We start from the raw sequence: 18,102 nt of genomic DNA, 5'->3' as shown, positions 1-18,102 counted from the left end.
AGTTTCATAATTGCCGCCCCCGGGGAATCGGGTCAAAATCCTCTCGCAGTTTGCCTGCATGCCTGGAGAGAGAGAGACCTTGGAAAATAATATCAATGCAATGCTGCCGGACGACTTGAGCCGCGCAGTGATGGTAGGCCGTGTGTGGTGTCATGATGGCCCCTGCGTGGTCGCGGTACGCAATGGCGAGGTGTTCGACATCTCCGGCCATGCCCATACCATGTCGGACCTGCTCGAGCGCGACGACGCCCTCGACATCGCGCGCAGCGCGCCCGGCCCGTCGCTCGGCCCGGTGCAGCAACTGCTCGCTCGTGCAATCGACCGCAACGCCGGTAACAACGGCCCGCAACTGCTGGCGCCCTGCGACCTGCAGGCCGTGAAAGCCTGCGGCGTGACGTTTGCCGTCAGCCTGCTGGAACGCGTGATCGAAGAGCAGGCCAAGGGCGTTCCTGCCCGCGCCGCCGAACTGCGCGCCGAGATCCAGACCATCATCGGCTCCGACCTGTCGGCGATCCGCCCCGGTTCGGACGAAGCGCAAAAGCTCAAGGAAAGCCTGATCGCGCGCGGCATCTGGTCGCAGTACATGGAAGTAGGCATCGGCAAGGACGCCGAAGTCTTTTCCAAGTCGCAGCCGATGGCGTCCGTCGCCAGCGGCGCCGACGTCGGTCTGCACCCGGATTCGAAATGGAACAACCCCGAGCCGGAAATCGTCCTGGCCGTCAACAGCCGCGCCCAGGTGCGCGGCGCCACGCTGGGCAACGACGTCAACCTGCGCGACATCGAAGGCCGCAGCGCCCTGTTGCTGGGCAAGGCCAAGGACAACAACGGCTCGTGCGCGATCGGCCCGTTCATCCGCCTGTTCGACGAACACTTCACCATCGACACCGTGCGCAACGCCGAAGTGCGCATGCTGATCGAAGGCCATGACGACGACTTCCGCCTGGAAGGCAGCAGCCGCATGCGCGAAATCAGCCGCGATCCGCTCGACCTGGTCGCCCAGACCTGCGGCCCGCACCACCAGTACCCGGACGGCTTCATGCTGTTCCTGGGGACGATGTTCTCGCCGATCAAGGACCGCGATGCGGCCGGCGGCGGCTTTACGCACCACCTGGGCGACCGCGTCACTATCGCCACGCCGTCGCTGGGCGCGCTGGTCAACACCGTGCAGCGCAGCGACCAGATCACGCCGTGGACATACGGCACCCGCGCGCTGCTCAACCAGGCTCGCGGCACGGCTGTTGCCGCGCCGAGCGCCGCGCAACCGAAATCGGGCACCACGTTCGAGCAGCCGGTTTACCCTAGCCTGGCCGGCAAGCGCGTGGTCGTCACCGGTGGCGGCAGCGGTATCGGCGCCGGCATGGTGGAAGCGTTTGCCCGCCAGGGGGCGCGCGTGCACTTCCTCGACATCGCCGATGCCGATTCGCGCGCACTGGAAGCCAATCTGGCCGGCCTGGCCGTGCCGCCGGTGTACCTGCCATGCGACCTGACCAACCTGGAGACGGTGGCGAAAGTGTTTGCCGCCATCGGCCCGGTCGATGTCCTGATCAACAACGCCGCCAACGACGACCGCCACTCGCTGGCCGAGGTCACCCCGCAGTACTGGGAAAACCGCATGGCCGTCAACCTGCGCCACCAGTACTTCTGCGCCCAGGCCGTGGCGCCCGCCATGCAGGCGCAAGGCGATGGCGTGATCCTGAACTTCGGTTCGATCTCGTGGCACCTGGCGCTGCCGGACCTGACCCTGTACATGACCGCCAAGGCAGCCATCGAAGGCATGACGCGCGGCCTGGCCCGCGACCTGGGACCGCACAATGTGCGCGTCAACTGCATCGTGCCCGGCGGCGTGCGCACGCCGCGCCAGGAAGCGCTGTGGCACACGCCGGAAGAGGAACAGCGTATCCTGGCCGGTCAATGCCTCAAAGCACGCGTGGAGGTCGACGACGTGGCGGCGCTGGCGCTGTTCCTCGCATCCGACAGCGCTCGCCGTTGCAGCGGCCGAGATTACTATGTCGATGCCGGCTGGTACGGAGCGTAACGCGATGAGCCAAGACAAAATGAGCAATGACCTCAGCGAGGTGAACGACATGAGCAAGCGCGTCGTCGGCGAAGCGCCGCGCCGCTACCGCTCGCAGGACTGGTTCGACAATCCCGACCACATCGACATGACCGCGCTGTACCTCGAGCGCTTCATGAACTACGGGATCACGCCGGAAGAGCTGCGCTCGGGCCGCCCGATCATCGGCATCGCCCAGAGCGGCAGCGACATCAGCCCGTGCAACCGCATCCACCTGGAGCTGGCCAAGCGCGTGCGCGACGGCATCCGCGACGCGGGCGGCATCGCCATGGAGTTCCCGCTGCACCCGATTTTCGAGAACTGCCGCCGGCCCACCGCCGCCATCGACCGCAACCTGGCCTACCTGGGCCTGGTCGAAATTTTGCACGGCTACCCGATCGACGCGGTGGTGCTCACCACCGGCTGCGACAAGACCACGCCAGCGCAGGTGATGGCCGCATCGACCGTCGATATCCCCGCCATCGTGCTGTCCGGCGGACCGATGCTCGACGGCTGGTTCGAGGGCGAGCTGGCCGGTTCCGGCGCGGCGATCTGGAAGGGGCGCCGCCAACTGGCCGCCGGCACCATCGACAACGAAAAATTCCTGCAGATCGCGGCCGCTTCGGCGCCGTCGGCAGGGCACTGCAACACCATGGGCACGGCATCGACCATGAACGCGATTGCCGAAGCGCTGGGCATGTCGCTCACAGGCTGCTCGGCGATTCCTGCGCCGTATCGTGAACGGGGCCAGATGGCCTACGAGACCGGTCGCCGCATCGTGGAGATGGCCAAGCGCGACATCAAGCCATCGAGCATCCTCACGCGCGACGCCTTCCTCGACGCCATCGTCACCAACGCAGCGATTGGCGGCTCCACCAACGCCCAGCAGCACATCGTCGCCATGGCGCGCCACGCCGGTGTGGAACTCAAATCGAGCGACTGGATGGAATACGGCCATGCCGTGCCGCTGCTGCTCAATATGCAGCCGGCCGGTAAATTCCTCGGCGAGCGTTTCCACCGCGCCGGCGGCGTGCCGGCCGTGATGTGGGAACTGGAGCAGCAGGGCATGCTGCGCTCGGACCGCGCCACCGTCACCGGCCGCACCATGCGCGAAAACCTGGCGGGGCGCGAGACCGTGGACCGCGAAGTGATCTACCCGTTTGCGGCACCACTGAAAGCCGACGCCGGCTTCTTCGTTTTGAAGGGCAACCTGTTCGATTTCGCCATCATGAAAACGTCGGTGATTTCGGAAGCCTTCCGCGCGCGGTATCTGAGCGAGCCTGGTCGAGAAAACGTTTTCGAGTGCCGCGCCATCGTGTTCGACGGTTCCGGCGACTACCACGCCCGCATCAACGATCCGGCTTTGGAAATCGATGAAGACTGCATTTTGGTCATCCGTGGCGCCGGCCCGGTGGGCTGGCCCGGTTCGGCCGAGGTGGTCAACATGCAGCCGCCCGATGCGCTGGTCAAGCGCGGCATCAACTGGCTGCCGACGCTGGGCGACGGCCGCCAGTCCGGCACGTCCGACAGCCCGTCGATCCTCAATGCATCGCCCGAAAGTGCCGTGGGCGGCGGCCTGGCGTGGCTGCGCACCGGCGACCGTATCCGCGTCGATCTGAACGCCGGCCAGTGCGATGCGCTGGTGCCGGCAGCGGAATGGGAAGAACGCAAGAAAGGCGAGATTCCTGCCTACCCTGCCAGCCAGACGCCGTGGCAGGAAATTTACCGCAGCACGGTAGGCCAGATGGAACATGGTGCGGTGATGGAACTGGCGGTACCATACCGCGCAGTGGCCGACACCCTGCCGCGCCACAACCACTAGGAACCACAGCCGGGCGCAGACCCGGCGTTCACCGAATACTCACAGGAGACAAAGCAAATGAAAAAATTACTTACTTCCGCCGCCGTCGCGGTCATGCTGGTGTGCGCAGGCGGCAACGCCATGGCGGACGCCAAGAACCCGAAAATCGGCTTCTCGATCGACGACCTGCGCCTCGAGCGCTGGGCGCGCGACCGCGACTACTTTGTCGCCGCCGCCGAGAAGCAGGGCGCCAAGGTGTTCGTGCAATCGGCCGACGCCAGCGAGCAGCGCCAGATCGCCCAGATCGAAAACCTGATTTCGCGCGGTGTCGATGTGCTGGTCATCGTGCCGTACAACGCCACGGTGCTCAACAACGCCATCCGCGAAGCGAAAAAGGCCAAGATCAAGGTGGTGTCGTACGACCGTCTGATTCTCAATGCCGATGTCGATGCCTACATCTCTTTCGATAATAAAAAGGTGGGCGAGCTGCAGGCCAAGGGCGTGCTGGCCGTCAAACCGAAGGGCAATTACTACCTGCTGGGCGGTGCCCCTACCGACAACAACGCCAAGATGCTGCGCGAAGGCCAGCTGGCCGTGCTGCAGCCGCTGATCGACAAGGGCGACATCAAGGTCATCGGCAAGCAGTGGGTGAAGGACTGGAGCCCGTCCGAGGCGATGTCGATCATCGAAAACGCCCTGACCGCCAATGGCAACAAGCTCGATGCCGTGGTCGCGTCCAACGATGCCACCGCCGGTGGCGCAGTGCAGGCGCTGGCCTCGCAAAAACTCGACGGCAAGGTGGCCGTGTCGGGCCAGGATGCCGATCTGGCCGGCGTGCGCCGCGTGATCGCCGGCACCCAGACCATGACGGTCTACAAGCCATTGAAGCTGATCGCCACCGAGGCGGCCAACCTGTCGATCCAGCTGGTGCGCGGCGAGAAGCCGGCCTTCAACGCCAAGATCAACAACGGCTTCAAACAGGTCGATACGCGCCTGCTGGAACCGACCTTGCTGACCAAGGCCAACGTCGATACCGTCGTCACCGACGGCTTCTACACCAAGGCCCAGCTGGCCGCCAAGTAAGCCATATCAAGACAGGGCGCTGCCTGCGCCCGGAGGGCATGCGCCGCATGCCCTCCCATCACCACCTCTGCGAGAACTTTGTATGTCCGGCTATTTGCTAGAAATGAAGGGCATCGCCAAAAAATTTGGCGGTGTCCCCGCGCTCGACGGCATTGACCTGACCCTGATGCCGGGTGAGTGCATCGGCTTGTGCGGCGAGAACGGCGCCGGCAAATCGACGCTGATGAAAGTGCTGTCCGCCGTGTACCCGCATGGCACCTGGGACGGCCAGATTTTAATGGACGGCAAGCCGCTCGAAGCGCACTCGATCCGCGAGAGCGAGGCGGCCGGCATCGTCATCATCCACCAGGAACTGATGCTGGTGCCCGAGCTGTCGGTCACTGAAAATCTCTTCCTCGGCAACGAGATCACGCTGCCCGGCGGGCGCATGGATTATCCGGCCATGAACCAGCGCGCCGAAGCGCTGCTCAAGGAACTCAATCTGAACGACGTCAACGTGGTGCTGCCGGTATCGACCTACGGCGGCGGCCACCAGCAGCTGATCGAGATTGCCAAGGCGCTCAACAAGAACGCCCGCGTGCTGATCCTCGACGAGCCGTCGTCGTCGCTCACCGCCAACGAAATCGCGGTATTGCTCGACATCGTGCGCGGCCTGAAAGCCAAGGGCGTGGCGTGCGTGTACATCTCGCACAAGCTCGACGAAGTGGAAGCGATCTGCGACACCATCGTGGTGATCCGCGACGGCAAGCACATCGCCACCACGCCGATGGACAAGATGGACGTCAACCAGATCATCGCCCAGATGGTGGGCCGCGAGATGAGCCAGATGTATCCGTCGCTCGAACGCACGCCGGGCGAGGTGGTGTTCGAAGCGCGCAACGTCACCTGCTGGGACGTCGATCGTCCCGAGCGCCGGAAGGTCGATAACGTCTCGTTCTCGCTGCGCCGGGGCGAGATCCTCGGCATCGCCGGCCTGGTGGGCGCGGGCCGTACCGAGCTGGTGACGGCGCTGTTCGGCGCCTACCCGGGCCGCTGCGAGGCCGAGGTGTGGCTCGACGGCCGGCGCATCGACAGCCGCACGCCATTGAAGGCGATCCGCTGCGGGCTGGCGCTGGTGCCCGAAGACCGCAAGCACCACGGCATCGTGCGCGACATGGACGTGGGCCAGAACATCACCTTGTCGGTGCTGGGGCGCTTTGCGCGCTTCACGCGCATCGACCGCGAGGCCGAACTGGCGGTGGTGAGCGAGGAAATCGCCCGCCTGGGACTGAAGACGGCCAGCCCGTTCCTGTCGATCACGTCGCTCTCGGGCGGCAACCAGCAAAAGGCCGTGCTGTCCAAGATGCTGCTGACCCGCCCGAAGGTGCTGATCCTCGATGAACCGACGCGCGGCGTGGACGTGGGCGCCAAGTTCGAAATCTACAAGCTGATGCTGGAACTGGCCGCGCAGGGCATGTCCATCATCATGGTGTCGTCGGAACTGGCCGAGGTGCTCGGCGTGTCCGACCGCGTGCTGGTGATGGGAGAAGGAAAGCTGCGCGGCGATTTCGTCAACGACAACCTGAGCCAGGAAACCGTGCTGGCGGCAGCACTTACGCATTGAACCCCGAGTACAAAGAACCCATGCAAACCACCAATCTCAAACAACTGTTCACGCAGTATAAAATCCTGGCGCTCTTGATCGCGATCGCCATCATCTGGGCCTTCTTCAGCTGGAAGACCGAGGGCGGTTTTACCTCGCCGCGCAATCTCTCGAACCTGATGCGGCAGATGGCGGTGACCGGCATCGTCGCCTGCGGCATGGCGTTCGTCATCATCGCCGGCGAGATCGACCTGTCGGTCGGCTCGCTGCTTGGCCTGCTGGGCGGCATCGCGGCGGTGCTCGATGTCACGCACGGCATGCCGCTGCCGGCCACCATCGCCGTGGTGCTGGCGTGCGGCCTGGTACTGGGCCTGTTCAACGGCTACCTCACGGCCTACAAGGGCATACCGTCGTTCATCGTGGGGCTGGGCGGCATGCTGGCCTATCGCGGCATCGTGCTCGGTGTGACCGGCGGTTCGACCGTGGCGCCGGTGTCGGAACCGCTGGTACACCTGGGGCAGGGCTACCTGTCGCCGCAGATGGGCGTGGTGCTCGGTGTCGCGCTGTTTGCGCTGGCGGCGGTGCTCACGCTGCGCCAGCGCGCCAGCCTGGCGCGCCACGGTTTGCCGGTACACCCGGTATGGCAGGACGCGCTGCGCCTGGCCGCGATTGGTGCCGTGCTGTTCGCGTTCGTACGCACCCTGAACAGCTACGAGGGCATTCCGTTGCCGGTGCTGCTGTTGCTGGCGCTGCTGGGCATCTTCAGCTACGTGGCCACCCAGACCGTGTTCGGCCGCCGCATCTACGCGGTGGGCAGCAACATGGAGGCGACCCGGCTGTCCGGTGTGAACGTGCAGGCGGTCAAGCTCTGGATCTTCGGCTTGATGGGGTTGATGTGCGCGCTGGCGGGCCTGATCAACACCGCGCGCCTGGCCGCCGGCTCGCCGTCGGCCGGCACGTCGGGCGAGCTCGATGCAATCGCCGCCTGCTTCATCGGCGGCACCTCGATGCGCGGCGGCTCCGGCACCGTGTACGGGGCGCTGATCGGCGCGCTGGTGATGGCCAGCCTGGACAACGGCATGTCGATGCTGGACGTGGACAGCTACTGGCAGATGATCGTCAAGGGCGCGATTCTGACGCTGGCGGTGTGGGTGGACGTGGCCACACGTTCAGCGCGCAGATAGTTCATTTGTCGCGTAAATAAGCCGCTTGTTTAGTAGACGGCCCGCAACAGTGGGCCGTTTGCGTTGTTGTTGTCGGAACTATGCGACGCTTGCTCATTATCATTCGTCCGCTTGGTGATTTTCGCAATTGCCGCACGATTGGGTAACTTGCAAAATCTTTGTATAGATTCGTCAGGTCCGCGGCATCCCCGGCCCGAGTCACCGGACGATAAAAAATAACGACGAGCGAGACACACCCAATGACGATCAAGCCTGCTGCGCCATCGAGCGCCAGCGCCCTTGTGCACTGCTTTGCAAACGATTTCACGCGCAGCATTGCTGCATACCACCTGTCGTAGTCCAGCACTGCCACAGTGCTGCAGCAGCACCAATGAGGCCGCAGAGCCTTGATCAAACCGTATAACCTTGGAGAGCACAGATGAACCGCAATTTTAAAAAGACCGCTATTGCCATGGGCCTGGCCCAGATGGCACTGATGCTGGGCGCCGCACAGGCCCAGGAGCAGGCCCAAACCCAGGCCCAACCTGCCGGCAACGAGGCGACCGTCAACACGGCCGCCGCGCCGGCGGGCGCGCCGGTGGCCGTGATCGTGACCGGCCAGCGCGCGGCGCTGCAGTCGGCACAGAAAATCAAGCAGAACGCCGACGAGGTGGTCGACTCGATCGCCGCCGACGATATCGGCAAGCTGCCGGACCGCTCGGTGACCGAGGTACTGCAGCGCGTCTCGGGCGTGACCATCGACCGCGCCATGGCGCGCAGCGATCCCGATCACTTCTCGGTCGAAGGCTCCGGCGTGTCCGTGCGTGGCCTGAGCTATGTGCGCTCCGAACTCAATGGCCGCGATTCGTTCTCGGCCAACGGCGGCCGGTCGCTCAACTTCGAAGACGTGCCGCCGGAGCTGATGGCCGGCGTGGACATCTACAAGAACCCTTCGGCCGAACAGGTGGAGGGCGCGATCGGTGGCCTGATCAACCTGCGCACCGCCATGCCGTTCGATTACAAGGGCTTCAAGGCCGCCATTTCCGGTTCCGCGACCCACTCCGAACTGCGCAAGGGCAAAGCCTCGCCGTCGTACTCGGGCATGGTCTCCAATCGCTGGAAAACCCCGATCGGTGAAATCGGCGCGCTGGTCGACCTGGCGTATTCGGAATCGGCCACCCGCACCGACGCCGTCCAGGTCGAGCCGTACTACCAGATCCAGGACAATGGCCGCACCGTGTGGGTGCCGAAGGGCGCGCAATGGCGTTCGCTCAACTTCGACCGCACCCGCGAAGGCGCGTACGGCGCGCTGCAGTGGAAGCCAAGCAGCACCCTGACCACCGGACTGACCTTCTTCAAGTCAAAGTACAAGATGCAGTGGGACGAGCAGGCAATTTTTGGTTCGGCCGATCCGTATGCGATCAAGGTCATCGATGGCGAGTATGGCGACAACGGCGCACTGCTCAAGGGCACACTGACCAACACCGACCCGGCCAAGGGAATCAACTTCAACAACGACACCCGTACCGCCTGGCGCAAGTCCGACACCACCGACATTTCGTGGAACGCGCGCTGGCGTCCGAACGACCGCTGGACCATCGTTACCGACCTGCAGAAGATCCGCGCCAACACCCGCAGTGTGGATTCGACCGTTGCCACCGGCCTGAAAATGCCGAAGGAGCAGCTGGACCTGACCGGCAGCGTGCCGTCGATCACGTTCGATGCGGCCGACCGCGCCTACCTGGCCAACCCGAACAACTATTACTGGGCGTTTACGATGGAGCACCTGGACCGCGCGAAAGCCGAGTCCAAGGCAGGCAAGATCGACCTCAAGTACGACTTTGACAGTCCGATCCTGCGCGACGTCCGCTTCGGCGCGCGCCTGACCGACCGCGATTCGACGACCGAGAATTCGAACCCGAGCTACAACTGGCAAGGGATTACCCAGGACTGGATGGGCGGCCTGCAGGGCAAGCTGGCCTACCTGGGCGATCCGCGCTTCTCCGGCTCGACCAACGTCCACTCGTTCAACAATTTCTTCAACGGCAAAATCGACGTGCCGGCCGTGGCCTTCCCCGACGTTTCGCTGGCCCAGGGCTACCCGGACAGCTATGCCAAGCTGCACTCGTACCGTGGCATCCTGTGCGCGGAAAACGGCACCACCTGCGACCCGTGGAACCAGGCCACGTTCGGCGGCGATCCGCGCGGTGTCAACCAGCAGTCGGAAAAAACCAAGGCCCTGTACGTGCAAACGCGCTTCGGCTTCGACGACCTGAAATACCCGATCGACGGTAACGTCGGCCTGCGCATGGTGAAGACCGATTCGCACGCCAACGGCTACACGCTGTTCAGCTCCTCTGCCGCGCCAGGCCCCGGCATCCCGGTCATCGTGCCGTTTGCCCGTCCCGAGAACTTCGACAACTCGTACCGCAACTGGCTGCCCAGCCTGAACCTGCGCCTGAAAGCGACCGACACGCTGCAGTTCCGTTTCGCCTTCGCTTCGGCGCTGTCGCGTCCCGATCCGTCGCAGCTGCAGGCGTACACCAAGCTCACCCAAAGCGTGGACAACAACTCGCAGGTTGTCAGCTACACCGGCGAAGCCGATGGCAATCCGAACCTGCGGCCGATCACCGCCAAGCAGGTCGACCTGACCGCCGAATGGTATTTCTCGCCGGTGGGCTCGATAACGCTGGCCGTGTTCAACAAGCGCCTCAAGGACGTCATCGTCAAGCAGACCACCATCAACCAGCTGCCCGACACCGCTGGCGTGATGCACGACTTCACCACCACGTCGCCGGTCAACGGCGCCAAGGGGCGTGCCCGCGGGTTCGAGCTGGCTTACCAGCAGTACTTCGACAAGCTGCCAGGCGCCTGGTCGGGCCTGGGCATCCAGGGTAACTTCACCTTCGTCGACAGCGAACGCACCCTGTACAACGGCGTGTACTCGCAGTACTGCACCAGCACCGCTGGCGCGGCCAACCTGAACCTGAACCTGAACGGCTGCGATACCAACGGCACCACCTTCGGCAACCTGCCGCTGGAAAACCTGTCGCGCCAGTCGTACAACGTGGCCCTGATGTACGACAAGGGACCATGGTCGGCGCGCATGGCCTACAACTGGCGTTCGAAGAGCCTGCAGGCGGTCAACGTGAGCGGCACCAACGGCACCGATGGTACCGACACCAATCCGGCCAGCCCGACCGTCGGTCAGCACAACGTGGCATGGGGCTTGCCTACCTGGGCGGACGACTACGGCCAGGCCGATGCGTCGGTGTCGTACAAGATCAATGACCGCATCCAGATCGGCCTCGAAGCGCAGAACCTGACCGATTCCAAGTACAAGATCCTGATGCAGCAGAGTACCGGTATGATGGGCCGCTCATGGTTCTCGTCGGGCCGCCGCTACACCGCCCGTCTGACCTACAACTTCGAATAAGGAACGCACCGCATGAAAACAACCGCCCGCCAGCTAGTCGTATCGCTTGGTTTGACAATATGGGTCGCAGCTGGCGCGGCGGCCGCGCCGATTCCGGAACTGGTGCAAAAAGATGGCCGCCATGCGCTGATGGTGGACGGCGCGCCGTTTGTCATGTTTGGCGGCCAGGCCCAGAACTCCAGCAATTATCCGCTGGCGCTGGACAAGGTGTGGGCGGCCATCAAGGACGCCAACGCCAACACGCTGGAAATCCCGGTGGCGTGGGAGCAGATCGAAGCGGTCGAAGGCAAGTTCGATTTCAGCTATGTCGATACCCTGGTGGCCCAGGCGCGCAAGCACAAGGTGCGCCTGGTGCTGCTGTGGTTTGGCACCTGGAAAAACACTAGTCCCAGTTATACGCCGGAGTGGGTCAAGTTCGACAACTCCCGCTTCCCGCGCATGGTCGATCAGCAGGGCAAACCGATTTACTGCCTGTCGCCGCAAGGCGAGGAAACCCTCAAGGCCGACAAGAAGGCGTTTGTCGCGCTGATGGCGCACATCAAGAAGATCGACGATGTACAGCGCACCGTGATCATGATGCAGGTGCAGAACGAGGTGGGCACCTACGGCTATGCGCGCGACTATGGTGCGAAGGCCGAGGCGCAGTTCAACGGTCCGGTGCCTGCCGAAGTGTTAAAACGTAAAAAGTCGCCGGTGGCGCTGGCGGCTACCGGCACCTGGAAGCAGGTGTACGGCGACTACGCCGACGAGTACTTCCACGCATACTCGGTGGCCAGGTACATCGGCGAGATCGCCAAGGCGGGCCGCGACGTGTACAACCTGCCCATGTACGTCAACAACTCGATCCGCGATTCGCTCGAAGAGCCGGTCAAGCCCTGGAACAAGAATTTCGCCAGCGGCGGTCCCACGTTCGACGTGATCGACATCTACAAGGCTGCAGCGCCGGCGATCGACTTTGCCGCGCCCGACATCTACAACCCGGAATGGCGCAAGTTCGTCGCCACGCTCGACAAGTTCCAGCGGCCCGACAACGCGCTGGCCGTGCCGGAGATGAGCAACGGCGCCGACTACGTGCGCTATGCCTACCTGGTGATCGGCCGCGGCGCCATCAACTTTTCGCCGTTCGGTATCGACTACGCCGACTACAGCAATTTCCCGCTCGGCCACAAGGCCACTGACAAGACCATGACGGCTGCCTACGGCAAGATCTTCGGCGCGTTCCGGCCGATGGAGCGCCAGTGGTCGAAGTGGGCGTTCGAGGGCCGCACTTACGGCGTGGCCGAGGGTGACGACCGCCAGCCGCAAAAGCTCGCGCTCAAGGGCTGGAATGCCACCATCTCGTTCCGCGAATGGCAGTTCGGCGAAGCGCAGTACTTCAAGGACGTGAAGGACCTGCCGGCCAATACCGAGAAGCCCAACGGCGGCGTGGCGATCGCGCAGATCGCCGACAATGAATTCATCATCGTCGGCCAGCACGCGCGGGTAAAGATCGACAACGCGGAAGGCAAGCCGACCATGTGGGCGCGCGTGGAAGAGGGGCGGTATGATGCCTCCGGCAAGTGGATCATGGAACGTAACTGGAATGGCGACCAGACCGACTATGGCCTCAACCTGACCGGCAATCCGGTGGTGTTGAAGGTCAAGGTCGGTACGTACTAACTATAAAAACTCAGGAGAACACATGCAATTCAAAGCAATCGTGCCCGCGGCGTCCTGCCTGGCGGTGCTGATCTCCGGCCACGCAATGGCCGGCACCTTCGAGAAGACCGCCACCGGCGTCGTCGTCAAGCCCGACAGCGGCGCCAAGGAAGTGCGCCTCGAAGTCATGAACGACAACATCATCCACGTCGTCAAGACCGACCAGGCGGGCAAGCAGCTCACGCCGTCGCTGATGACCGTGGCCGCTCCTGTTAGCGGTAACTTTGCAGTCACCGCGCAAGGCAAGGACAAGGTCACGCTGAAGGCCAAGAAAATTTCGGTGGCGGTCTCGCTGGCCACTGGCCAGGTGCAGTTCTTCAACGCCGCCGGCAAAGCGTTCCTGACGCAAGCTGCGGAGAACATGACGCCGGTGGAGGTGGGCGGCAAGCCGTTCATGGCGGTCACGCAAGGCTTCAACCACGGTACCAAGGACGCCTACTACGGCCTGGGCCAGCACCAGAACGGCCAGATGAACCTCAATGGTGAAGACGTGCTGCTCATGCAGCACAATATGGTCATCGCCGTGCCGTTCGTGGTCTCCGATAAAAACTACGGCGTTTTGTGGGACAACAATTCGATCTCGCGCTTCGGCGATCCGAAGCCGTATGGCTTCCTGTCGCGCGACCTGAAACTGGCGGACGCCGACGGCAAGGCCGGCGGTCTGACCGCGCGCTACTACGTGGACGACAAGCTGGTACTGACGCGCCAGGAAAAGGACATCGATTACCAGTACCTCAAGGATGTGGCCGAAAACTGGCCGAAGGAACTGGGTGACCCGAAAAAAGCAGTCGGCGTGAAAGTGGTGTGGGACGGTACGCTGACCTCCGACAAGCCGGGCGTGCACAAGATGCAGCTGTATTCGTCGGACTATGCCAAGCTCGATATCGACGGCAAGCAGATCATGGACGTGTGGCGCCAGGGCTGGAACCCTTGGTACCACAACTTCGAACTGACATTCGAAGCCAACAAGCCGGTCAAGCTGCACCTCGAATGGAAACCGTCGGGCGGCATGATCGCCATGACCCACAACGATCCGCTGCCGGCGCCGGAACGCCACTCGCTGACCTTCTCGTCGGAAGTCGCGCAGAGCATCAACTACTACGTCATCAATGGCGAGACCAGCATCGACAAGGTGATCGCCGGCTACCGCCACCTGACCGGCGAAGCGCCGATGATGCCGAAATGGTCGTACGGCCTGTGGCAGTCGCGCCAGCGCTACGAGACCCAGGAGCAGCTGCTGGGCGTACTCAAAGAGTATCGCAAGCAGGGCTGGCCGATCGATAACATGGTGCAGGACTGGTTTTACTGGCCGCAGGACGGCTGGGGTTCGCACGACTTCGACAAGGCGCGCTTCCCGAATCCGAAAGGCATGGTGGACGAAGTCCACAAGAACAATGCGCGCGTGATGATTTCGATCTGGGGCAAGTTCTACGAGAACACCAAGAACTACCAGGAACTGAACAAAGCCGGCTACATGTGGACCAAGAATGTCGAAAACGGCGACCTTGACTGGGTGGGACCGGGCTACAAGAACAGCCACTACGACCCGTACACCAAGGGCGCGCAGGACATGTACTTCCGCCAGATGAAGCCGAAGCTGGTGGACCTGGGCTTCGACGCCTGGTGGATGGACAATACCGAACCTGACGTGCTGTCCAACACCCGCCTGGAAGACTTCAAAAAGCTGATCGGACCGACCGTGTATGGCGCCGGTGAAGTCACGTTCAACCCGTACAGCCTGGTGCACACCGAGGGCTTCTACAACCACCTGATCAAGGATCAGCCGCAGAAGCGCCAGTTCATCCTGTCGCGTTCGGGCTTTGCCGGTATCCAGCGCAACGGTACTGCGCTGTGGAGCGGCGACACCGTCGGCCGCTGGAACAACCTGTACGACCAGATCTCGGCCGGTGTGCAGATTTCGATGTCGGGCATCCCGAACTGGACCCACGATATCGGCGGCTATGCGCAGGAAGTGCGCTTCCAGACCGGCGACGTGGGCTCGGCCCAGGAAAACCGCGTGGTGGCCGCCAACCAGGGCACGCCGGAAGACCTCAAGGAATGGCGTGAGCTGAACCTGCGCTGGTGGCAGTTCGGCGCGTTCTCGCCGCTGTTCCGCTCGCACGGCGAAGTGGTCAAGCGCGAGATCCACATCATCTCGCCGGAAGGCTCGCCGATGCGCGAATCGATGGTCTGGTACGACAAGCTGCGCTACCGCCTGATGCCGTACATTTACTCGACCGCCGCCACCACCCACCACGAGTCGGGCACCATCATGCGCGGCCTGGTGATGGACTTCCCCGAGGACGACGCGGTCAAGAACATCGCCGACCAGTACCTGTTCGGCCACAGCTTCCTGGTGGCGCCCGTGTACGAATACGGCGCGCGCGAACGCAAGGTGTACATGCCCAAGGGTGCGGACTGGTACGATTTCTACACGGGCGAGCTGCACAAGGGGGGCACCACGGCCATCGTCAAGGCGCCGGAAACGCGCATGCCATTGCTGGTCAAGGCCGGCGCCATCATCCCCGTCGGCCCGGTCACGCAGTACGTGGACGAAAAACCCGATGCGCCGATCACCTTCAACGTGTATGCGGGCGCCGACGGCACCTTCAGCCTGTACGAGGATGACGGCGTGTCCAACGGCTACCTGCGCAAGGAGTTCAGCCGCATCCCGGTGACCTACAGCGACAAGACCGGCACCGTCACCATCGGTGCGCGCGCCGGTTCTTACAAGGGGATGGTGGCCAAGCGCGAGTTCCGCGTGCGCTTCATCAAGCCTGGCGTGTCGAGCTCGGACAATTTCGATGCGTCCGACAAGGTGGTGGCCTACGAAGGCAAAGCCGTCACCATCAAGCGTTAATCAGCCGGAGCCGCTTTGTTCAAACTCTTGATCAAGGCGGCGCCGTGGCTGGCGCTGTCCTTTGTACTTGCCGGGACGGCGTCTGCCGCAGATTTGACCTTGCGCTACCAGCAGCCGGCGCCGAACACCGATGCCGGCTGGGAGCGTGAAGCGCTCCCGATCGGCAATGGCCGCATTGGCGCCATGCTGTTCGGCCAACTGGCGCGCGAACGCATCCAGTTCAACGACATCACGCTGTGGACTGGCGACCACAAGGTGATGGGCGCGTATCAGCCGTTCGGCGACGTGTATATCAACCTGCCAGGCCACGACCAGGCCACTGGCTATACGCGCCAGCTCGACATCGGCCGCAGCCTGCACCGCGTCACCTACACCCACCACGGCGTCACATTCCAGCGCGAAGCCCTGGCCAGCTATCCGGCGCAGGTGATCGCGGTGCGCCTGTCTGCCGACCGCCGTGGCCAGTACACCGGCTCGATCGAACTGGCGGACATGCACCAGGCGCGCATCGAGGCCAGCGGCGACCGCATCACGGCCATCGGTTCGCTGCGCGGCAAAGGCCCGGCGCCATCGTCCAACGCGATGGACTACGCCAGCCAGGTGCAGGTACGCCACGAGGGTGGCCGCATCGCCATCGACGGCAACCGGATCACGTTCAAAGATTGCGATGCGGTGACCGTGATTTTGGGCGCCGGCACCAGCTACGTGCTCGACGCCGACAAGAAGTTCCAGGGGGCGCCACCGCTCAAGCGCCTCACCGGACAAGTCACCGCAGCACCTGCTTGGCCGGCGCTGCTGGCCGCGCACCAGCAGGACTACCGCGCCCGCTTCGATCGCGTCAGCGTGGACTTCGGCAGTTCATCGGCCGCGCGCCGCGCGCTGCCCACCGACCAGCGTCTCGAAACTTATACGGCGCAAGGCAACGACCCGGAACTCGAAGCGCTGTTCTACCAGTACGGCCGCTACCTGCTGATATCGAGCTCGCGCGGTTCGCTGCCGGCCAATTTGCAGGGACTGTGGAACAACAGCCTGTCGCCGCCGTGGAACTCGGACTACCACACCAATATCAACATCCAGATGAATTACTGGCCGGCCGAGCCAGGCAACCTCTCCGAACATGCGCTGCCATTTTTGAACTTCGTGCAGGGCGTGGCGCCCGTGTACCGCAAGCTGATTGCCGACACGGCGGCCAAGGCGATTGCCCATCCGGACTCGGTGGTCATGGCCGCGCCGGACCTGAGCGGCGCGGCCGTGCAGCGCGAAGAAACATTCGTCACCGCTGCCGGCAAGCCGGTGCGCGGCTGGACCCTGCGTACCGAGTCGAACCCGTTCGGCGCCATGGGTTATATCTGGAACAAGACCGGCAACGCCTGGTACGCCCAGCACTTCTGGGAACACTACGCGTTTTCCCAGGACCGCGCCTACCTGCGCGACGTGGCGTATCCGATGATGAAGGAAGCCGTGCACTTCTGGCAGGACACGCTGAAAGTGCTGCCGGACGGGCGCCTGGTGGCGCCGCTGGGCTGGTCGCCCGAGCACGGCCCGATCGAAGACGGCGTGACCTACGACCAGGCCATCATCTGGGACCTGTTCAACAACACGGTGGAAGCAGCCGGGGTGCTGGGCGACACCGCATTCGGTGCTGAAGTGGCAGCGCTGCGCGACCGCCTGGTGACGCCGCGCGTGGGCAGCTGGGGCCAGCTGCTGGAGTGGATGGACGAGAAGAAGGGCGACCCGGTGCTCGACCAGCCGGGCGACACCCATCGCCACGTCTCGCATTTATTCGGCCTGTTCCCGGGCCGGCAGATCTCGCCGACCACCACGCCCGCACTGGCCGCTGCCGCCCGGGTGTCGTTGCAAAGCCGGGGTGACGCCGGCACCGGCTGGTCGATGGCGTGGAAGATCGCCTACTGGGCGCGGCTGCTCGACGGCGACCACGCGTACACCATGCTGCGCGGCCAGTTGGCCAAGCCCGGCGCGCGGGCGGCGTTGCAGACAGGGCAGGGCACGGAAGTCAACAACGCCGGTGGCACGTACGCCAACCTGTTCGACGCCCATCCGCCATTCCAGATCGACGGCAATTTCGGCGCTACCGCTGCGATCAGCGAGATGCTGTTGCAGTCGCAGAATGGCGAACTGCATTTGCTGCCGGCGCTGCCGGCCGCATGGCGCAATGGCTCGGTAAAGGGCTTGCGGGCGCGCGGCGGGTACGAGGTCGATATGGCCTGGCGCAATGGCCGGCTTATCGCCGCCACCATTCGCCGCCTTGCCGGCACCGGCGAGGTCCGCGTGCGTTATGGCGACCGGGTGCGGCCACTGCTGCTGACCGCCGGTGCAAGCCGCCGCCTCGATGCTGGTTTGTAAGTGAAAGTCGGAATAAAGTAGCAGGCAGTCACTGAAAGGTCGCCAAGCGACGAAGTTGGCGC

Annotated in this window: 9 protein-coding genes; all 9 read left to right on the top strand. The window is 63.7% G+C overall.

The genetic code is table 11. From position 1 onward, the window contains the following. Window positions 1-79 precede the first annotated feature (79 nt). The 9 genes from ASF04_RS28645 to ASF04_RS00520 all read left to right on the top strand — a co-directional run bounded on the left by ASF04_RS28645 (window position 80) and on the right by ASF04_RS00520 (window position 18,040). A complete protein-coding gene (locus tag ASF04_RS28645; protein WP_156368498.1) occupies window positions 80-2,035 on the top strand; it encodes an SDR family oxidoreductase in 1,956 nt (651 codons plus the stop codon). 49 nt (window positions 2,036-2,084) lie between these two features. Beyond that, window positions 2,085-3,875, top strand: a complete 1,791-nt coding sequence (locus tag ASF04_RS00555; protein WP_056138349.1) for an IlvD/Edd family dehydratase — start codon at window positions 2,085-2,087, stop codon at window positions 3,873-3,875. A gap of 57 nt (window positions 3,876-3,932) precedes the next feature. After that, the gene (gene xylF, locus ASF04_RS00550; protein WP_056137435.1) at window positions 3,933-4,937 is read left to right on the top strand and encodes a D-xylose ABC transporter substrate-binding protein; all 1,005 of its coding nucleotides are present in this window, start codon (window positions 3,933-3,935) and stop codon (window positions 4,935-4,937) included. An 82-nt stretch (window positions 4,938-5,019) separates the two neighbouring features. Next, complete coding sequence (xylG, locus tag ASF04_RS00545) at window positions 5,020-6,540, top strand: D-xylose ABC transporter ATP-binding protein (RefSeq protein WP_056137433.1); 1,521 nt, start codon at window positions 5,020-5,022, stop codon at window positions 6,538-6,540. A 20-nt stretch (window positions 6,541-6,560) separates the two neighbouring features. After that, window positions 6,561-7,703, top strand: a complete 1,143-nt coding sequence (locus ASF04_RS00540) for a sugar ABC transporter permease (RefSeq protein ID WP_056138348.1) — start codon at window positions 6,561-6,563, stop codon at window positions 7,701-7,703. A 418-nt stretch (window positions 7,704-8,121) separates the two neighbouring features. Further along, entirely contained in the window at window positions 8,122-11,118 is a 2,997-nt protein-coding gene (locus tag ASF04_RS00535; RefSeq protein ID WP_056137431.1) for a TonB-dependent receptor, read from the top strand. A 12-nt stretch (window positions 11,119-11,130) separates the two neighbouring features. Beyond that, a complete protein-coding gene (locus ASF04_RS00530; protein WP_056137429.1) occupies window positions 11,131-12,777 on the top strand; it encodes a DUF5597 domain-containing protein in 1,647 nt (548 codons plus the stop codon). Between the two features lie 22 nt (window positions 12,778-12,799). Next, entirely contained in the window at window positions 12,800-15,676 is a 2,877-nt protein-coding gene (locus ASF04_RS00525) for a TIM-barrel domain-containing protein (protein WP_056137427.1), read from the top strand. Window positions 15,677-15,691: 15 nt separating this feature from the next. After that, window positions 15,692-18,040: a glycoside hydrolase N-terminal domain-containing protein gene (locus ASF04_RS00520; RefSeq protein ID WP_056137425.1), complete on the top strand. Its 2,349-nt coding sequence runs from the start codon at window positions 15,692-15,694 to the stop codon at window positions 18,038-18,040. The last annotated feature ends 62 nt before the right edge of the window (window positions 18,041-18,102 follow it).

The sequence above is a fragment of the Duganella sp. Leaf61 genome (genome assembly GCF_001421905.1).
Taxonomy (GTDB): domain Bacteria; phylum Pseudomonadota; class Gammaproteobacteria; order Burkholderiales; family Burkholderiaceae_D; genus Rugamonas; species Rugamonas zoogloeoides.
Note: the sequence above shows the minus strand (reverse complement) of the source record. Positions and strands in the feature narration are given on the sequence as shown.